This is a genomic window from Caballeronia sp. S22, assembly GCF_964261745.1.
Lineage (GTDB): Bacteria > Pseudomonadota > Gammaproteobacteria > Burkholderiales > Burkholderiaceae > Caballeronia > Caballeronia jiangsuensis.
The window spans coordinates 914,005-927,764 of sequence record NZ_OZ180036.1 but is presented as its reverse complement, the minus strand read 5'-3'; the positions used below and the strand labels follow the sequence as shown (position 1 = coordinate 927,764).

Below are 13,760 nucleotides of genomic sequence, written 5' to 3'. Positions count from 1 at the left end.
ATACGTTTTTGCGATCGGCCAATCCTGCAATCGGATTGTCGTGTTATCGGTCGGCGAATTATAGTCGCAGCACAACGAGTCCCGAACACAGGGATTCACCAATCAAAAGAAGGTGGGCCGCCATGGAGACAGTGGCATTTCGCATGACCCTGAAGCCGGGCATGCGCGAGGAATACGAGAAGCGCCATCGCGAGATCTGGCCGGAACTGGCCGATGCGTTGCGCGACGCGGGCATCCGCGAATACCGGATCTTTCTTGACGAATCGACCGGACATCTCTTCGCCATCCATCAGCGCACGGATACGCACACGACGAACGCGTTGCCGGCGCTCCCCATCATGCGCAAGTGGTGGGACTTCATGGCCGAGTTGATGGAAACACACGCGGATAACTCGCCTGTCGTGACGCCGCTCGTGCCGGTCTTTCATCTTCCCTGAAACGTTCGCCTCTTTCGCGAGGAACGCCATCATGCAGGTCGTCGATCCGCACATTCATTTGTGGGACCTCAAGACGCATCATTACCCCTGGCTCGCGAATCCGCAGACATCGTTCGTCGGCGATGCGCGCGACTTGAAGCATGACTATCTGCTCGCGGATCTGCTGCGCGATGCTGAAGACATCGACGTGCTGAAGCTCGTGCACGTCGATGCGAATCACGATCCCGCCGATCCCGTCGAGGAAACGCGCTGGCTGCAATCGATAGCGGATAAAGACGGCATGCCGGACGGCATCGTCGCGGGCGCGGACTTGTCGGCGGATGACGCTGAGCAAGTGCTCGAAGCACATGCGGCGTTCGCCAATACGCGCGGCATCCGCCAGATTCTCAACGTGCATGACAACAAGCTGTACGACTATGTCGGGCGTCATTACATGCGCGAGCCGCAATGGCGCAAGCATTTCGCGTTGCTCAAGCGCTTCGACATGTCGTTCGATCTGCAGCTTTATCCATCGCAGATGGAAGAGGCCGCGCAACTCGCTCGCGAGCATGCGGACACGCAATTCATCGTCAATCACGCGGGCATGTTCGTGGACCGCAATTCGACGCACGGCTATCGCGCGTGGCGCGAAGGCATGCGCATGCTGGCTGCGTGCCCGAACGTCGCGGTGAAGGTGAGCGGCTTCGCGATGTTCGATCATGACTGGACCATCGAGAGCCTGCGTCCTTACGTGCACGAAACCATCGACACGTTCGGCATCGACCGCGCGATGTTCGCATCGAACTTTCCGGTGGATCGGCTGTTCGGCACGTACACGGCGTTGTGGAACGCGTATGCGCACATTGTCGGCGATGCGAGCGAGAGCGAGAAACAAGCGCTTTTCGTGCGCAACGCAGAACGCATCTATCGCATCTGAGAGGTAACGACATGACGATGCCACGTCTCGAATTGAGACATGCAAGCAAATCGTTCGGCCGCGTGCGCGCGCTCGGCGATGGCAGCCTGCAACTCTTCCCCGGCGAAGTGCACGCGCTCCTCGGCGAAAACGGCGCGGGCAAATCGACGCTGGTGAAACTGCTCGCGGGCGTCTATCAGCCCGATGCGGGCGAACTGCTCGTCGAAGGCATCGCGCGCCGCTTCGCCAATCCCGCCGAAGCGCGCGATGCGGGCATCGCCGTGATCTATCAGGAGCCGACGCTTTTCGCGGACCTGTCGATCGCCGAGAACATTTACATGGGCCGGCAGCCGCGTGACCGTTTCGGCCGCATTCGCTACGACGAGATGCATCGCGAAGTCGATACGTTGCTGTCGTCGCTCGGCGTGAATCTGCGGGCGCAGCGGCTCGTGCGCGGGCTGTCGATCGCGGATCAGCAGGTCGTCGAGATCGCGAAGGCTTTGTCGCTCGATGCGAACGTGCTCATCATGGACGAGCCGACCGCCGCGCTCTCGCTGCCCGAAGTGGAGCGGCTCTTCGCGATCGTGCGTGCATTGCGCGAGCGCGACGTGGCGATTCTCTTCATCACGCATCGTCTCGATGAAGTCTTCGCGCTGACGCAACGCATGACGATCATGCGCGACGGCATGAAGGTCTACGACGCGCTCACGCAGGACATGAACATCGATGCGATCGTCAGCAGAATGGTCGGCCGCGATCTCGACACGTTCTATCCGAAAGCCGATGTCGCGCCCGGCGACGTGCGTCTTTCGGTGCGCAATCTCACGCGCGAAGGCGTGTTCAAGAACGTGTCCTTCGATGTGCGCGCGGGCGAGATCGTCGCGCTGGCGGGGCTCGTCGGCGCGGGACGCAGCGAAGTCGCGCGCGCGATCTTCGGCATCGATCCGGTCGATGGCGGCGAAGTGAAGATCGCGGGCAAAAAGCTCGCGCTGGGACATCCGGCGGCGGCCGTGCGCGCGGGACTCGCGCTCGTGCCGGAGGATCGTCGCGCGCAAGGGCTCGCGCTGGAACTGAGCATCGCGCGCAACGCGTCGTTGACCGTGCTCGGGCGCCTTGTGCGCCACGGACTCATCACCGCGAAAAGCGAATCGATGCTCGCGTCGGACTGGGGCAAGCGGCTTCGCCTCAAGGCGAGCGATCTCGAAGCGCCGGTCGGCACGCTATCGGGCGGCAATCAGCAGAAGGTCGTGCTCGGCAAATGGCTCGCGACCAATCCGAAGGTGCTCATCATCGACGAGCCGACGCGCGGCATCGACGTGGGCGCAAAGGCGGAGGTGTATCGCACGCTTGCGGAACTCGTGAAGGAGGGCATGGCCGTGCTGATGATATCGAGCGAGCTGCCCGAAGTGCTCGGCATGGCCGATCGCGTGCTCGTGATGCACGAAGGCCGCATCAGCGCGGATATCGCTCGCGCCGATGCGAACGAAGAACGCGTGATGAGCGCGGCTTTGGGCGCAACGCCGAACTCACTGGGACGCGCAGCATGATGACACGACACTCTCCCACGCTACCCGCGATGCCGCCATCCGAAACCAAACGCACGAGCCTCGCGGTCTCGATCGCGAAGAGCCGTGAATTGACGCTGTTCATCGTGCTGCTCGTGTTGATCGGCGCGACGGCCGCGGTCAAGCCCGACTTTCTCAATCTGCAGAATCTGCGCGACGTGCTGCTCAACGTGTCGATCATCGGCCTGCTGACGGCAGGCATGACGATCGTGATGCTGATGCGGCATATCGATCTGTCGGTGGCGTCGGTGGTCGGCGTATCGGCATATGCGGTGGGCAGTCTCTTCGTGATGTTCCCGCACATGCCGGTGATCGTCGCGATGTTCGCGGGCATCGGTATCGGGCTTGCGATCGGCGCGGTCAACGGCGCGCTCGTCACGTTCGGACGCGTGCCTTCGCTCGTCGCGACACTTTCCACGCTCTATATCGTGCGCGGCGCGGATTACGCATGGGTCCACGGCGGTCAGATCAACGCGACGAGCCTGCCCGATGCGTTCGCGACCATCGCGACAGGCGCACTTCTCGGCGTGCCGAATCTGGTGCTGATCGCGCTGGCCATGCTGATCGTGTTGTCGGTGTATCTGAAGCAGTATCGCGGCGGACGCGAGCACTATGCGATCGGCTCGAATCCCGAGGCCGCGCGGCTTGCGGGCATACGCGTGGACCGGCGCGTGATGATCGGTTTCCTGCTGTCGGGCGCGATCGCGGGGCTTGCGGGCGTCCTGTGGCTCGCGCGCTTCGGCACCGTCGATGCCAGCACGGCGAAGGGCATCGAACTGCAGGTGGTCGCGGCGGCCGTGGTGGGCAGCGTCGCGATCACGGGCGGTGTCGGGACGATCGCGGGCGCGACGCTCGGCGCGCTCGTGCTCGGCGTCATCAATATCGCGCTGGTGGTGTTGCGCGTGTCGCCGTTTTGGCAGCAGGCGATTCAAGGCGCGCTGATCGTTGCGGCGATCGCGCTCGATACGTTGCTCGCGCGCTCGGTCGCGCGCCGCATGATGAGGAAACGCGATCATGGCTAAACCCGATTCCGCTCTCTCCACGACCAGGCGCCGCCATCTGCAATGGGAAGCGATGCTCGCGATCGTGCTGGTCGTGTCGCTGGTCGGGGGGCGCGTGCTGTCGCCGCTCTTCTTGTCGGCGGCGAATGTCTCGAACATGCTCGCCGACTTCACCGAGATCGCGCTGATCGCGCTGCCGATGACGCTCATCATCGTTGCGGCGGAGATCGATCTGTCGGTGGCGTCCGTGCTCGGCGCATCCAGCGCGCTGATGGGCGTGCTGTGGCACATGGGCTTGCCGATGCCGCTCGTGATCGTCCTCGTGCTTCTGTTCGGCACGCTCGCGGGTCTGCTCAATGGCCTCGTGATCGTGCGCTTCGGTCTGCCATCGCTCGCCGTGACGATCGGCACGCTCGCATTGTTTCGCGGTCTCGCCTACGTGCTGCTCGGCGATCAGGCGATCGCGGATTTTCCCGCGTCGTACACGGCGTTTGGCATCGATACGGTCGGCGACACCTTCCTGCCGATGCCGTTCATTCTGGTGATTGCAGGCGCGATCGTCTTCACGGTCATGCTGCAGGCGACGCCCTTTGGCCGCAGCCTCTTTGCGATCGGCGCGAACCCGACGGCCGCGCAGTTCTCGGGCATCGACGTCGCGAAGACGAAGCTGAAACTCTTCATGATGTCGGGCGCGATCGCGGCGCTCGCGGGCATCGTCTATACGTTGCGCTTCACGAGCGCGCGCGGCGACAACGGCGAGGGCTTCGAGCTTTCCGTGATCGCGGCGGTGCTGTTCGGTGGCGTGAGCATCTTCGGCGGACGCGGCTCGATGATCGGCGTGCTGCTCTCGCTCGTGATCATCGGCGTGTTGCGCAATGCGCTGACGCTCGCGGATGTATCGAGCGAAACGCTCACGATCGTGACGGGCGCGCTGTTGCTCTCGTCGGTGTTGATACCGAATCTCGTCGCGCGCTGGCGGGCGGCGCGCGAAAAGCGTCTCATGGCGCAGACGCTTTGATTCGGTGATGTTGTCCGTTGCGGGTATCCGTTGCAAACCAGCGCAGTCATGCGCAATGACAGGAGACTTTACGACATGAAAAAGCTCATTCGATTCCCGCGCGGCCCGGCGCTCGCGGCGGCGTTGCTGGCCGCGAGCGTCGCGCTGACGGCGAGCGCCGCCGATATCAAGAGCGGTTTGAAGATCGCTTTCCTGCCCAAGCAGATCAACAATCCGTACGAGGTGATCGCCGATGACGGCGGCATGGCGGCGATCAAGGAGATGAAGGGCGACGGCAAGGTGGTGGGGCCGTCGGATGCGGGCGCGTCGTCGCAGGTGAGCTATATCAACACGCTCATTACGCAGCGGCAAAACGCGATCGTGATTGCGGCGAACGATGCGAACGCGGTCGTGCCGTATCTGAAGAAAGCGATGTCGCAGGGCATCAAGGTCGTGACCTTCGATTCCGACACGGCGCCGGATGGCCGGCAGATCTTCGTGAATCAGGCGGATTCGGAAGCGATCGGGCGCGGGCAGATTCAGTTGCTGTCGAAGCTGATCGGCGGCGAGGGCGAGTTCGCGATTCTATCGGCGACGCCCAATGCGACGAATCAGAACACCTGGATCAAATGGATGCAGGAGGAGCTCAAGAAGCCCGAGTATTCGAAGATGAAGCTCGTGAAGATCGCCTACGGTAACGACGACGATCAGAAGTCGTTCGTCGAGACGCAGGGCTTGTTGCAGGCGTATCCGAACCTGAAGGGCATCGTCGCGCCGACATCGGTGGGGATCGCGGCGGCGGCGCGTTATATATCGAGTTCGCCGGCGAAGGGCAAGGTTGTCGTGACGGGCCTGGGCACGCCCAATCAGATGCGCGCGTTCGTGAAGAACGGCACGGTGAAGGCGTTCCAGTTGTGGGACCCGGGTCAATTGGGTTATCTCGCGGCGTTCGCGGCGGCCAATCTCGCATCGGGGACGATTACCGGGAAGGAAGGCGATTCGTTCGAAGCGGGCAAGTTGGGTAAGCGGACGGTGGGCAAGAGCGGGGAAGTGATCCTCGGGCCGCCGACCACGTTCGATGCGGCGAATATCGATAACTTTAATTTTTGAGGATGTGGGTTTCGAGAGGTTGAGAGTGTGATGAAACGCCCTTCGGGGCGTTTCTTTTTTCAGCGGCTGCCGCGTTGTCGATGGGTGGCGGAAAAGCCTTTGTGATCAGCGAGTTGAGGCGATGCTGCAAGGGCCGAATCAGAACCGAGTCGGCTTGCGATGACGACGCGCTGATCGACATATGCCGCGGCCGGTGCCTTACCTGTACCAAAAGCCTAGAAGCGACGAAGCGAACGTTTCCGATGACACAGCGAACGGAGCAATGACCAGCGCTGCCATTACGACGGCACGAATCGGTTTCTTGATTTTTTGCATGTGTTTCTCCTTGACCGACGATTCGCTGAATTACGAACGTCGACGCGTAGACTAGCAAGGAGGTTGTTCGCGGATGGAGCCGAGAATTCCTAAATGTCCTCGAATGTTCTGACCGCCGGACATATAAGTCCAAGGTTTGCAGTCTCTCGCCTTTAATCTTGTTGAACTTATTTTCTAAGGCATCCAGACAAGATGGTTTATCCGGCTTTGCGAGAGGATCCGAACTGGACGTGGGGTGGTGCATCTCCACATTCACACACGAGTCCGCCAGGCGTGGCCGGGGCCGTCCTCCCGGCTTCGCGAACGAGCGCGCGCGAGGTGGCGCCGAGCGCTACGCCCCATGACTTGTCAGTCGACGGATTCGGCGTGAGCCACCCCCGCACCAATGGCCTTCACTTAATCCCCTGCCCACCCCTCAAAACCTGCACCGCCATCGCCGATTCGAACTGCGCGTGCACCGTATCGCCCTTCTTCAAGTCCGCAAGCGACACATCCGGCGCGACTTCAAGCGTCACCGTATGGCTCGGCCCGCGCAAGGTCACGCGTCGGTTCTTCGTATCGACGCGCTCGATCGTCCCGATCACCTCGACGACGCGCGCCTGCGCCATCACGCCGCCCGATGCCGGAATCGCCGCTTCGCTATCGATGCGCTGACGGATCCCGTCGGATTTCACCTTCGCCGCGCGAACGAGCAGCGCGCTGCGATATTCGATGTTCACGATATCGCCCAACTGCAGCTTCTTGACATCGCCGATTTCGGGATTGACCGACACGTCCACGACGCGGCCAGCCGGGCCTTGCAGCGACACGCTGTTGGTCACGGGATCGATGCCGACCACGCGTGCCTGCACGTGCGCGACCGCTGCCGCGCCGCGTGCCGTCGAAGCCGACGCCGCATCCTGAGCCGATGAGTTGCCGATCGCCGCGAAGGCGAGGGCGGCGCAAGTCGCCAGCCGCGTGACGGAGCGGCGCGGCCATTGGCTTGACGAACGAATCATGAGTTCTCTCCTGTGTTCAGTTAGCACTTCGTTGATTGTCGCAAGCAGCGCCTCAGCGGCGCGACTTCGACAACAAATGTCCCAGCCCAAGATTGGTTGCAATCTGCCAGATATAGACGCGCGAGTAACGCACGCCGTAACGCCGTTCGATCAACTCGCGCAGACGCGAATTGGTCCAGGTATCGCTCGCGAAACCATGTTCGCGTGCCGGTCCCTGCAGCGCCGCGGCGATCCAGTCGAGCGCCTCGCGATCGAGCACCGACGCGCGCCCGCCGACACCCATCTTCGCGAGCGCGTCGAGACCGCCTTCCGTGACGATGGCCTTGTAGCGGCGCACCGTCTGCACGGAAAGATGCAACTCCTCGGCCACCGCCTCGACCGACGCGCCATCGAGCAACAAACGCCCGGCCGTCATGCGTCGCACGACGCTCGGCAGTGTGTCGGGGCGAGAGAGCATGGCGCGCGCCGCTCGATCGTTCGGATTACGTGCGATTGCCCGCGACATCGGGCACGACCGTGCGCAGCGCAATCGGCTCTGATGCCCGTCCCTGTGTCCGTCGATGCGCGCGAGCACCAGGTGCATCGCTGCGGCGTCCGTATGCGTTCATGTTTGCCCCCTTGTCGAATGGAGACGGCGGGACTTGATTTGGGCGTGCTTGACGTCGGCCGATGCGCGACTCGTCTTTCTGAGCCGACTTGCAGAGAAGTACCAATAAACGTTTTCAGGCCCGACGGGCAACCATCGGCGAAAATTTTTTGGACTTGATTAATGTCGGCGAATTGCCTATGAAAGCTGCCGATGAGCAGCGAATGCGCGATCGACGACGCAAGACGCGCGGCGCGGCGTGCAATGCCGCGCGCGTGCGTTTCAACGCGTGTTCACTGTGACGTGCAGGCCTCGCCAGCGGGACGGAGGGCGCGCGCGTGCGTCAACCGCTTCTGTCCCGATGAATGACCGACGACTTCTCAAACGCGATAGAACTCGATGTCCTGACCGGCGTGAACCGCGCGCTTGAGCCACTCGGGCATATCGCCGAGGCCGTCCCACGTATCGCCATTCGCGTTTCGGAATATCGGTGCGGCGCCATCCCCGGAGTGCGGGAATAAAGGCAATTGCGGCATCGGCCGTCTTGCCTTGGGCGCGCCATGAGCCCCGTTGGTCTTGGTGAAGGAGGGCGGTGGAGTAACCACCGGCGCTTCGGCCAATGCTTCAGCCAACGCTCTTTCCGTTATGCCGAACTCAGCCATTCGGCTGCGCAAATACGCAATGATGCTGTCTCGCTTTCTTTCGTCCACGGCTTTCCTGATTCAGCTTTTGATTTTCAGAAGACGAACCGAAACCCCGCGCGGACCGGGGCGGTTCGAAGACTCGAATATAAGTGTTTTATGAAGCGTGACGCAGTGCTTGCTCCGCGTCAATTAGTGTATTTACCGCACGCCTATTAATTCGCCGGTGGCTTTGCCTTTAATGCGGGCATTGCCCCGAATGCGAACGTTCGCCCGCCCCGCGCATCGCCGTGACGGACGCGCGAAACGAATGCGCGCGGAAAGTCACGTCGGGGAGCCACGAACCGATGGCGAAGCCCGCGCCGCCATGCAACACGCGCGCGATACCACGCTTAACCCTATTGTATGCTGCTTGCGGCAAGTATTAAAACGTTTTAACGACTGTGTTGTTCCCCCGGTAATTCCGCACCATGCGCGCGAATGGCGGCAATCAGTTCCGCGGGCGTTATTTCATAACGCACTTCGCGGTGAATGCCGGGTTTGCGTTCGTCGATTTCAATCAGCAGTACGGCTTTGCCGTCCGCCGCGGGTTCGAGGCGCAGCGAACGCACTTCCTGTCCGCTGGCATCGTCGTATTCCGTCAGCAGCGTCATGGCGCCCGTTGCGGCGCTTCTCGGCATCGACATTCTTCCTCCCGTCTTGCGACGTCGTTGTTGTTGTTTCACCGCGCCATCGACCGGCGTGCACGAAATTCGGGCGCGCTACATTGGGATTCAGATTGACGAACGAGGCGGACGCGAAAGGCGGCGCGGCCAGCGCTACCCTCCGGTATCTCATTATTGCCTGTCAAAAGTGCGCGCGTCCAGCGGGAGGCGCATGGGAATATTGTGTCCCTTTATTTTATGCCGGCGGCGCGTCCGTTCACGCGCTTTTGCCGATCGCGTCGCGCGCCTGGCTCGCGAGCTCGAACGAACGCAGCCGCGCCTGATGATCGAAAATCTGCGCGGTGATGATCAGTTCGTCCGCCTGCGTCTGGTCGATCACCGAGCGCAGGCCGGCTTCGACATCGGCCGGAGCGCCGACGACCGAGCACGCGAGCGCCTGCTCGACGCCCGCGCGCTCGGCGTCGCTGCACGCCACCGATTCGACGGGCGGCGGCAACTGGCCCGGCGTGCCGCGACGCAGATTGATGAACTGCTGTTGAAGCGACGTGAAGTGAAAGCGTGCTTCGTCGGCGGTATCGGCGGCGAAGACGTTGACGCCGACCATCGCGTAAGGCTTTTGCAGCGTCGCGGACGGGCGGAATTGCTTGCGATAGACCTCGAGCGCGGTCAGCAGGTAGTCCGGCGCGAAATGCGATGCGAAGGCGAACGGCAGCCCCAGCGCGGCCGCCAGTTGCGCCGAGAAGAGGGACGAGCCGAGCAGCCAGATCGGCACATGCAGTCCGGCGCCGGGCACCGCGCGCACGCGCTGGCCTTCGACCGGATCGGCGAAATAGCGTTGCAATTCGACGACGTCGTCAGGGAACGATTCCGCGCTGCCGTGCATATCGCGGCGCAGCGCTCGCGCAGTGGTCTGGTCCGTGCCCGGCGCGCGTCCGAGCCCGAGGTCGATGCGCCCCGGAAACAGCGACGCGAGCGTGCCGAACTGCTCCGCGATCACGAGCGGCGCATGATTCGGCAGCATGATGCCGCCCGAACCGACGCGGATCGTCTTGGTGCCCGCCGCGATATGGCCGATCACGACAGCGGTCGCCGCGCTGGCGATCCCCGTCATGTTGTGATGCTCGGCGAGCCAGTAGCGCAGATAACCCAGGCGCTCGGCGTGGCGGGCGAGATCGAGGGAATGGGCGAAGGCATCGGCCGGTGTCGAGCCGAGCGGAACCGGAGAAAGGTCGAGTAGCGAGAAGGGGATCATTGCGGCTTTCCGAAAGCGTGGCGGATCGCGATGTATCCACACCGCGCCGCAGATCACGCACTAAAAAACCGATTGTGCCGAAACTCCGGAAAACCTGCCGGATCGGGCGGGCGCGTTTCGCTCAGGCGAGGCGCGGATAGCCGCGCGCGATGGCATCGCGTTCGTAGTCGAGAATCGGCGTGTAGTCCGCTTCGCTGCGCCGTACGATGCCTTTGAGCCGCAAGCGGCTGGCGAGCGCGGGATCGCGATCGAGCGCATCGGCGAGTGCTTGAAAAATTGTGTCGATGGAGTCAGGCGGCACGCGCATCGACGAGATGAACGGCAGCGCGCCCGCACTGCCCGTCATGCCGAGCACGCGCATGCCGGCCGTCAGTTCCGGCAGATGCGACTGCGCGAACGCGAACGTCACGCAGTCGATCGCGGCGACATCCGCGCGCTGCTCGACGAGCGTACGCAGCGAGGCCAGATGCGCGCCGGTTTTCGTCACGGAGGCGAAGAAGCGTCCGTCGTGCGCGAACGGGGCGACGGCGTGCCGGAAGAGGTTCATGCCGCTGTTGGAATCGTCGTCGTTATAGGCGGCGCGCAGGCCGCGGCAGCCTTCAATCGATTGCGCCGCGACATGCCCGCCCGCGACGATCACGCTGCGATACGAGCCGTTTTCGCAGCCGGGGACGTCGAAGTCGGGCGCGCCGACGAGCCGCACGCGATTCGCGAGCGCATGCACGAGCGGATAGCCGCAGGTCTGCGAGAGCAGCACATCGTCGCGCAGCCAGAAGGCAGTGAGATCCGGACCGGGATCGACGATATCGAGCGTATCGCCGTGTGCGCTCAGCCAGTCCGCGAGAGGGTCACGAACGTGGGCGAGCAGCGCGCGCCAGTCCGCGGCGAGCGCGGGCGTGACGTTGTACATCGGCAGAGCGGCGAGCCATTGCATCGCGAGCGGAGATCGAATGTCGATGACGGATCGTACAGCGCCGCGCGTCAGCTCGCGAGGCTGGCTGTATCGGCGCTGCGCGCGTCCTGGCGTCGGCCGGCCGGCGATTCCGCAGCGGCGAACGGATGCACCGGTTCCGCCGCCTGCGCGAGCGCATGGCAAATCGCCCATTCACCGTATCCGCGCACGACGAAACCGCCGTTGCTCGCGCGATACGCGTCGCGGCGGCGCGAATAGATCCGGCCGAGCGCGAACCACGGCACGCCGGGCAGATCGTGATGCACGGCGTGATAGTTGTTGTTGAGAAAGAGCAGACGCCACGGCCACGCGGCTTCGTTGACGACCGTACGTTCGCTTTCTTCCTCCGCCGCGCGATGCTCCTGAAACGAGCGCACTGAAGCGAGCGCGAGCGACGCATAACCGACGCCGAACACGAACGCGCGCCACGGAATGCCGCATCGCGTTTCGAGCCAGCTCGCGAGCAGCACGAGCGATGCGAGATGCGCCGCCCAGCTCGCGACGATGCGCCAGCGCCGCTCGACGACGGCCTGCACCGCCTCGCGCCACGATGCCGCGATCGAGAACCACGGCCCGACGAGCATGCGGCCCGCGAAGGTATTGCGCGCGGCGAGCGCGGCGCGCAGCACGGGGCCCGCGCTCGCCCACTGTTCCGGCGTCACGTAATAGCTTTCGGGATCGCGGCCCGGTTCGGTCAGATGCGCGTCGTCGTGATGACGCAGATGCGACTCCCGATAGACCTCGTAGGGAAACCACACCGCGAGCGGAGCGATGCCGAAGAGCATGTTGACGAGCGGCCAGCGCGTCGGATGCCCGTGCATCAGCTCGTGCTGCAGCGACATGTACCAGCACGACAGCACCGCGAGCAGCGCGACGGATGGCACGACGCCGATCGTGCGGGCGTTGAGCGCGACGCCGAACCAGCCGCCGTAGATCGCGACGATCACCGCCCATGTCGGCCATTCGCTGCGCCAGTGCAAGGTTTCGCGTTGGCGCTGGAGTTCCTGGCGTTGGGCGTCGTCGAGATAGCGGGGCATGGCGGACATCGATAAAGGCGAAGTGCCATGCTAGCGGCGCATCCTGTTCGTCCCAACGAAGGAATCCGGCTAAGGATTTCGCGATCGGCGCAATAAGCATTCGATTTTTGGCCATGCATTCGCTCACGGTATGCTTTATTCCTTCGATACCGCATGCGCGCGCATATGACCGAACCGTTCGAGCCCGCTTCCGCGTCCACTCCGGCGCCTCGGAAACTCCCGCGCAAATCCGCGCGTCTCGTCGCCGGCCTGATCGCGTTCAATGTGCTCGCGTGGCTCTGGGCGCTGGTCGCGTTCCGCCACTATCCGCTTCTGCTCGGCACGTCGCTACTCGCGTATTCGCTCGGGCTGCGCCACGCGGTCGATGCCGACCATATCGCCGCCATCGACAACGTCACGCGCAAGCTGATGCAGGAAGGCAAGCGGCCGCTCTTTGCCGGCTTCTTCTTTTCGCTCGGACACTCGACGATCGTCGTCGCGGCCACCGCGTTGATCGCCGCGACCGCGATGGCCGTGCAGGGCCGATTCGCCGAGTTTCGCGAGATCGGCGGGATCATTGGCACGTCGGTGTCGTCGCTGTTCCTGTTCGCGATCGCGGCGATGAACCTCTTCGTGCTGCGCGGCGTGTGGCGCGCGTTCAGGCGCGTGCGGCGCGGCGAATCCTGCCGCGACGAAGACATCGACATGCTCGCGGTCGGCGGCGGGCCGCTCGCGCGCATCGCGCGGCCGCTCTTCAGGCTGATCGGCAAAAGCTGGCACATGTATCCGCTCGGCTTCCTGTTCGGGCTCGGCTTCGACACGGCCACCGAAATCGGCCTGATGGGCATCGCGGCCGCCGAAGCCGCACGCGGCATGCCGGTCTGGTCGATTCTCGTGTTCCCGGTGCTCTTCACGGCCGGCATGTCGCTCATCGATACCGCGGACAGTCTGCTCATGACGGGCGCCTATGGCTGGGCGTTCATGAAGCCGATCCGCAAGCTCTACTACAACCTCACGGTCACGTTGGTGTCGGTGCTGATCGCGGTGCTAGTCGGCGGCATCGAGGCGCTGGGTCTGATCGCGGACCGGCTGCAACTGAAGGGCGGACTGTGGGATGCGAGTGCGACGCTCGCCGAGCACTTCGGGATGCTCGGCTATGGCATCGTCGCAATTTTCGCCGCGTGCTGGCTCGTTTCCGCGCTCATTTACAAGTGGCGCGGCTATGACGCCATCGACGGCACCATCGCCCGTTAGGTCGATGGGCATTCTTCCTGCTTCGTGGATGCGCCAGCCGCTCATCCACCTTCCGTATCGAGCGGCGTTCAGGGAG

Annotated in this window: 15 protein-coding genes; 8 read left to right on the top strand and 7 right to left on the bottom strand. The window is 63.4% G+C overall.

Annotated features, from left to right (window positions below):
- Nucleotides 1–122: 122 nt before the first annotated feature.
- From rhaM to rhaS, 6 genes are all read left to right on the top strand, one after another.
- Nucleotides 123–437: an L-rhamnose mutarotase gene (rhaM, locus tag ACEN42_RS19580; RefSeq protein ID WP_371881152.1), complete on the top strand. Its 315-nt coding sequence runs from the start codon at nt 123–125 to the stop codon at nt 435–437.
- Nucleotides 438–468: 31 nt separating this feature from the next.
- Nucleotides 469–1,353, top strand: a complete 885-nt coding sequence (locus tag ACEN42_RS19575; protein WP_371881151.1) for an amidohydrolase — start codon at nt 469–471, stop codon at nt 1,351–1,353.
- A 17-nt stretch (nt 1,354–1,370) separates the two neighbouring features.
- Entirely contained in the window at nt 1,371–2,879 is a 1,509-nt protein-coding gene (locus tag ACEN42_RS19570; RefSeq protein ID WP_371882259.1) for a sugar ABC transporter ATP-binding protein, read from the top strand.
- Entirely contained in the window at nt 2,879–3,919 is a 1,041-nt protein-coding gene (locus ACEN42_RS19565) for an ABC transporter permease (RefSeq protein ID WP_371882258.1), read from the top strand. Before ACEN42_RS19570 ends, ACEN42_RS19565 begins: the two co-directional genes overlap by 1 nt.
- Nucleotides 3,912–4,916: an ABC transporter permease gene (locus ACEN42_RS19560; RefSeq protein ID WP_371881150.1), complete on the top strand. Its 1,005-nt coding sequence runs from the start codon at nt 3,912–3,914 to the stop codon at nt 4,914–4,916. The genes ACEN42_RS19565 and ACEN42_RS19560 overlap by 8 nt, the downstream gene beginning before the upstream one ends.
- Nucleotides 4,917–4,991: 75 nt before the next feature.
- Nucleotides 4,992–6,005 carry a rhamnose ABC transporter substrate-binding protein gene (gene rhaS, locus ACEN42_RS19555; RefSeq protein ID WP_250484554.1) on the top strand — a complete coding sequence of 338 codons (1,014 nt, stop codon included), beginning with the start codon at nt 4,992–4,994 and terminating at the stop codon, nt 6,003–6,005.
- 707 nt (nt 6,006–6,712) lie between these two features.
- On the opposite strand, the gene ACEN42_RS19550 is transcribed toward rhaS, so the two are convergent.
- Both ACEN42_RS19550 and ACEN42_RS19545 read right to left on the bottom strand, forming a co-directional pair.
- Nucleotides 6,713–7,318 (bottom strand): copper-binding protein, encoded by a 606-nt coding sequence (locus tag ACEN42_RS19550; RefSeq protein WP_238216823.1) that lies wholly within the window; start codon nt 7,316–7,318, stop codon nt 6,713–6,715.
- 52 nt (nt 7,319–7,370) lie between these two features.
- Nucleotides 7,371–7,775, bottom strand: a complete 405-nt coding sequence (locus ACEN42_RS19545) for a helix-turn-helix domain-containing protein (protein WP_222946566.1) — start codon at nt 7,773–7,775, stop codon at nt 7,371–7,373.
- A 239-nt stretch (nt 7,776–8,014) separates the two neighbouring features.
- On the opposite strand from ACEN42_RS19545, the gene ACEN42_RS19540 reads away from it, so the two are divergent.
- On the top strand, nt 8,015–8,206 hold the full coding sequence (locus ACEN42_RS19540) for a hypothetical protein (RefSeq protein WP_371881149.1): 192 nt from the start codon (nt 8,015–8,017) through the stop codon (nt 8,204–8,206).
- Nucleotides 8,207–8,284: 78 nt separating this feature from the next.
- On the opposite strand, the gene ACEN42_RS19535 is transcribed toward ACEN42_RS19540, so the two are convergent.
- The 5 genes from ACEN42_RS19535 to ACEN42_RS19515 all read right to left on the bottom strand — a co-directional run bounded on the left by ACEN42_RS19535 (nt 8,285) and on the right by ACEN42_RS19515 (nt 12,451).
- On the bottom strand, nt 8,285–8,614 hold the full coding sequence (locus ACEN42_RS19535; RefSeq protein WP_035507515.1) for an H-NS family nucleoid-associated regulatory protein: 330 nt from the start codon (nt 8,612–8,614) through the stop codon (nt 8,285–8,287).
- A 365-nt stretch (nt 8,615–8,979) separates the two neighbouring features.
- Nucleotides 8,980–9,225, bottom strand: a complete 246-nt coding sequence (locus ACEN42_RS19530) for a hypothetical protein (RefSeq protein ID WP_008353523.1) — start codon at nt 9,223–9,225, stop codon at nt 8,980–8,982.
- 241 nt (nt 9,226–9,466) lie between these two features.
- Nucleotides 9,467–10,462 carry an LLM class flavin-dependent oxidoreductase gene (locus tag ACEN42_RS19525; RefSeq protein WP_371881148.1) on the bottom strand — a complete coding sequence of 332 codons (996 nt, stop codon included), beginning with the start codon at nt 10,460–10,462 and terminating at the stop codon, nt 9,467–9,469.
- A 121-nt stretch (nt 10,463–10,583) separates the two neighbouring features.
- Nucleotides 10,584–11,396: a phosphate/phosphite/phosphonate ABC transporter substrate-binding protein gene (locus ACEN42_RS19520; RefSeq protein WP_371881147.1), complete on the bottom strand. Its 813-nt coding sequence runs from the start codon at nt 11,394–11,396 to the stop codon at nt 10,584–10,586.
- Between the two features lie 47 nt (nt 11,397–11,443).
- Nucleotides 11,444–12,451, bottom strand: coding sequence for a fatty acid desaturase (locus tag ACEN42_RS19515; protein WP_371881146.1), 1,008 nt, complete (start codon nt 12,449–12,451; stop codon nt 11,444–11,446).
- 165 nt (nt 12,452–12,616) lie between these two features.
- Between ACEN42_RS19515 and ACEN42_RS19510 the strand changes: the two genes are divergently transcribed.
- Nucleotides 12,617–13,684 (top strand): HoxN/HupN/NixA family nickel/cobalt transporter, encoded by a 1,068-nt coding sequence (locus ACEN42_RS19510; RefSeq protein WP_371882257.1) that lies wholly within the window; start codon nt 12,617–12,619, stop codon nt 13,682–13,684.
- Nucleotides 13,685–13,760: the final 76 nt, after the last annotated feature.

What these genes read in the sequence shown, in the direction of transcription:
- rhaM (WP_371881152.1), top strand. Translation starts at nt 123, where the DNA reads ATGGAGACAGTGGCATTTCGCATGACCCTGAAGCCGGGCATGCGCGAG.
- ACEN42_RS19575 (WP_371881151.1), top strand. Translation starts at nt 469, where the DNA reads ATGCAGGTCGTCGATCCGCACATTCATTTGTGGGACCTCAAGACGCAT.
- ACEN42_RS19570 (WP_371882259.1), top strand. Translation starts at nt 1,371, where the DNA reads ATGCCACGTCTCGAATTGAGACATGCAAGCAAATCGTTCGGCCGCGTG.
- ACEN42_RS19565 (WP_371882258.1), top strand. Translation starts at nt 2,879, where the DNA reads ATGACACGACACTCTCCCACGCTACCCGCGATGCCGCCATCCGAAACC.
- ACEN42_RS19560 (WP_371881150.1), top strand. Translation starts at nt 3,912, where the DNA reads ATGGCTAAACCCGATTCCGCTCTCTCCACGACCAGGCGCCGCCATCTG.
- rhaS (WP_250484554.1), top strand. Translation starts at nt 4,992, where the DNA reads ATGAAAAAGCTCATTCGATTCCCGCGCGGCCCGGCGCTCGCGGCGGCG.
- ACEN42_RS19550 (WP_238216823.1), bottom strand. Translation starts at nt 7,318, where the DNA reads ATGATTCGTTCGTCAAGCCAATGGCCGCGCCGCTCCGTCACGCGGCTG.
- ACEN42_RS19545 (WP_222946566.1), bottom strand. Translation starts at nt 7,775, where the DNA reads ATGCTCTCTCGCCCCGACACACTGCCGAGCGTCGTGCGACGCATGACG.
- ACEN42_RS19530 (WP_008353523.1), bottom strand. Translation starts at nt 9,225, where the DNA reads ATGCCGAGAAGCGCCGCAACGGGCGCCATGACGCTGCTGACGGAATAC.
- ACEN42_RS19525 (WP_371881148.1), bottom strand. Translation starts at nt 10,462, where the DNA reads ATGATCCCCTTCTCGCTACTCGACCTTTCTCCGGTTCCGCTCGGCTCG.
- ACEN42_RS19520 (WP_371881147.1), bottom strand. Translation starts at nt 11,396, where the DNA reads ATGCAATGGCTCGCCGCTCTGCCGATGTACAACGTCACGCCCGCGCTC.
- ACEN42_RS19515 (WP_371881146.1), bottom strand. Translation starts at nt 12,451, where the DNA reads ATGCCCCGCTATCTCGACGACGCCCAACGCCAGGAACTCCAGCGCCAA.
- ACEN42_RS19510 (WP_371882257.1), top strand. Translation starts at nt 12,617, where the DNA reads ATGACCGAACCGTTCGAGCCCGCTTCCGCGTCCACTCCGGCGCCTCGG.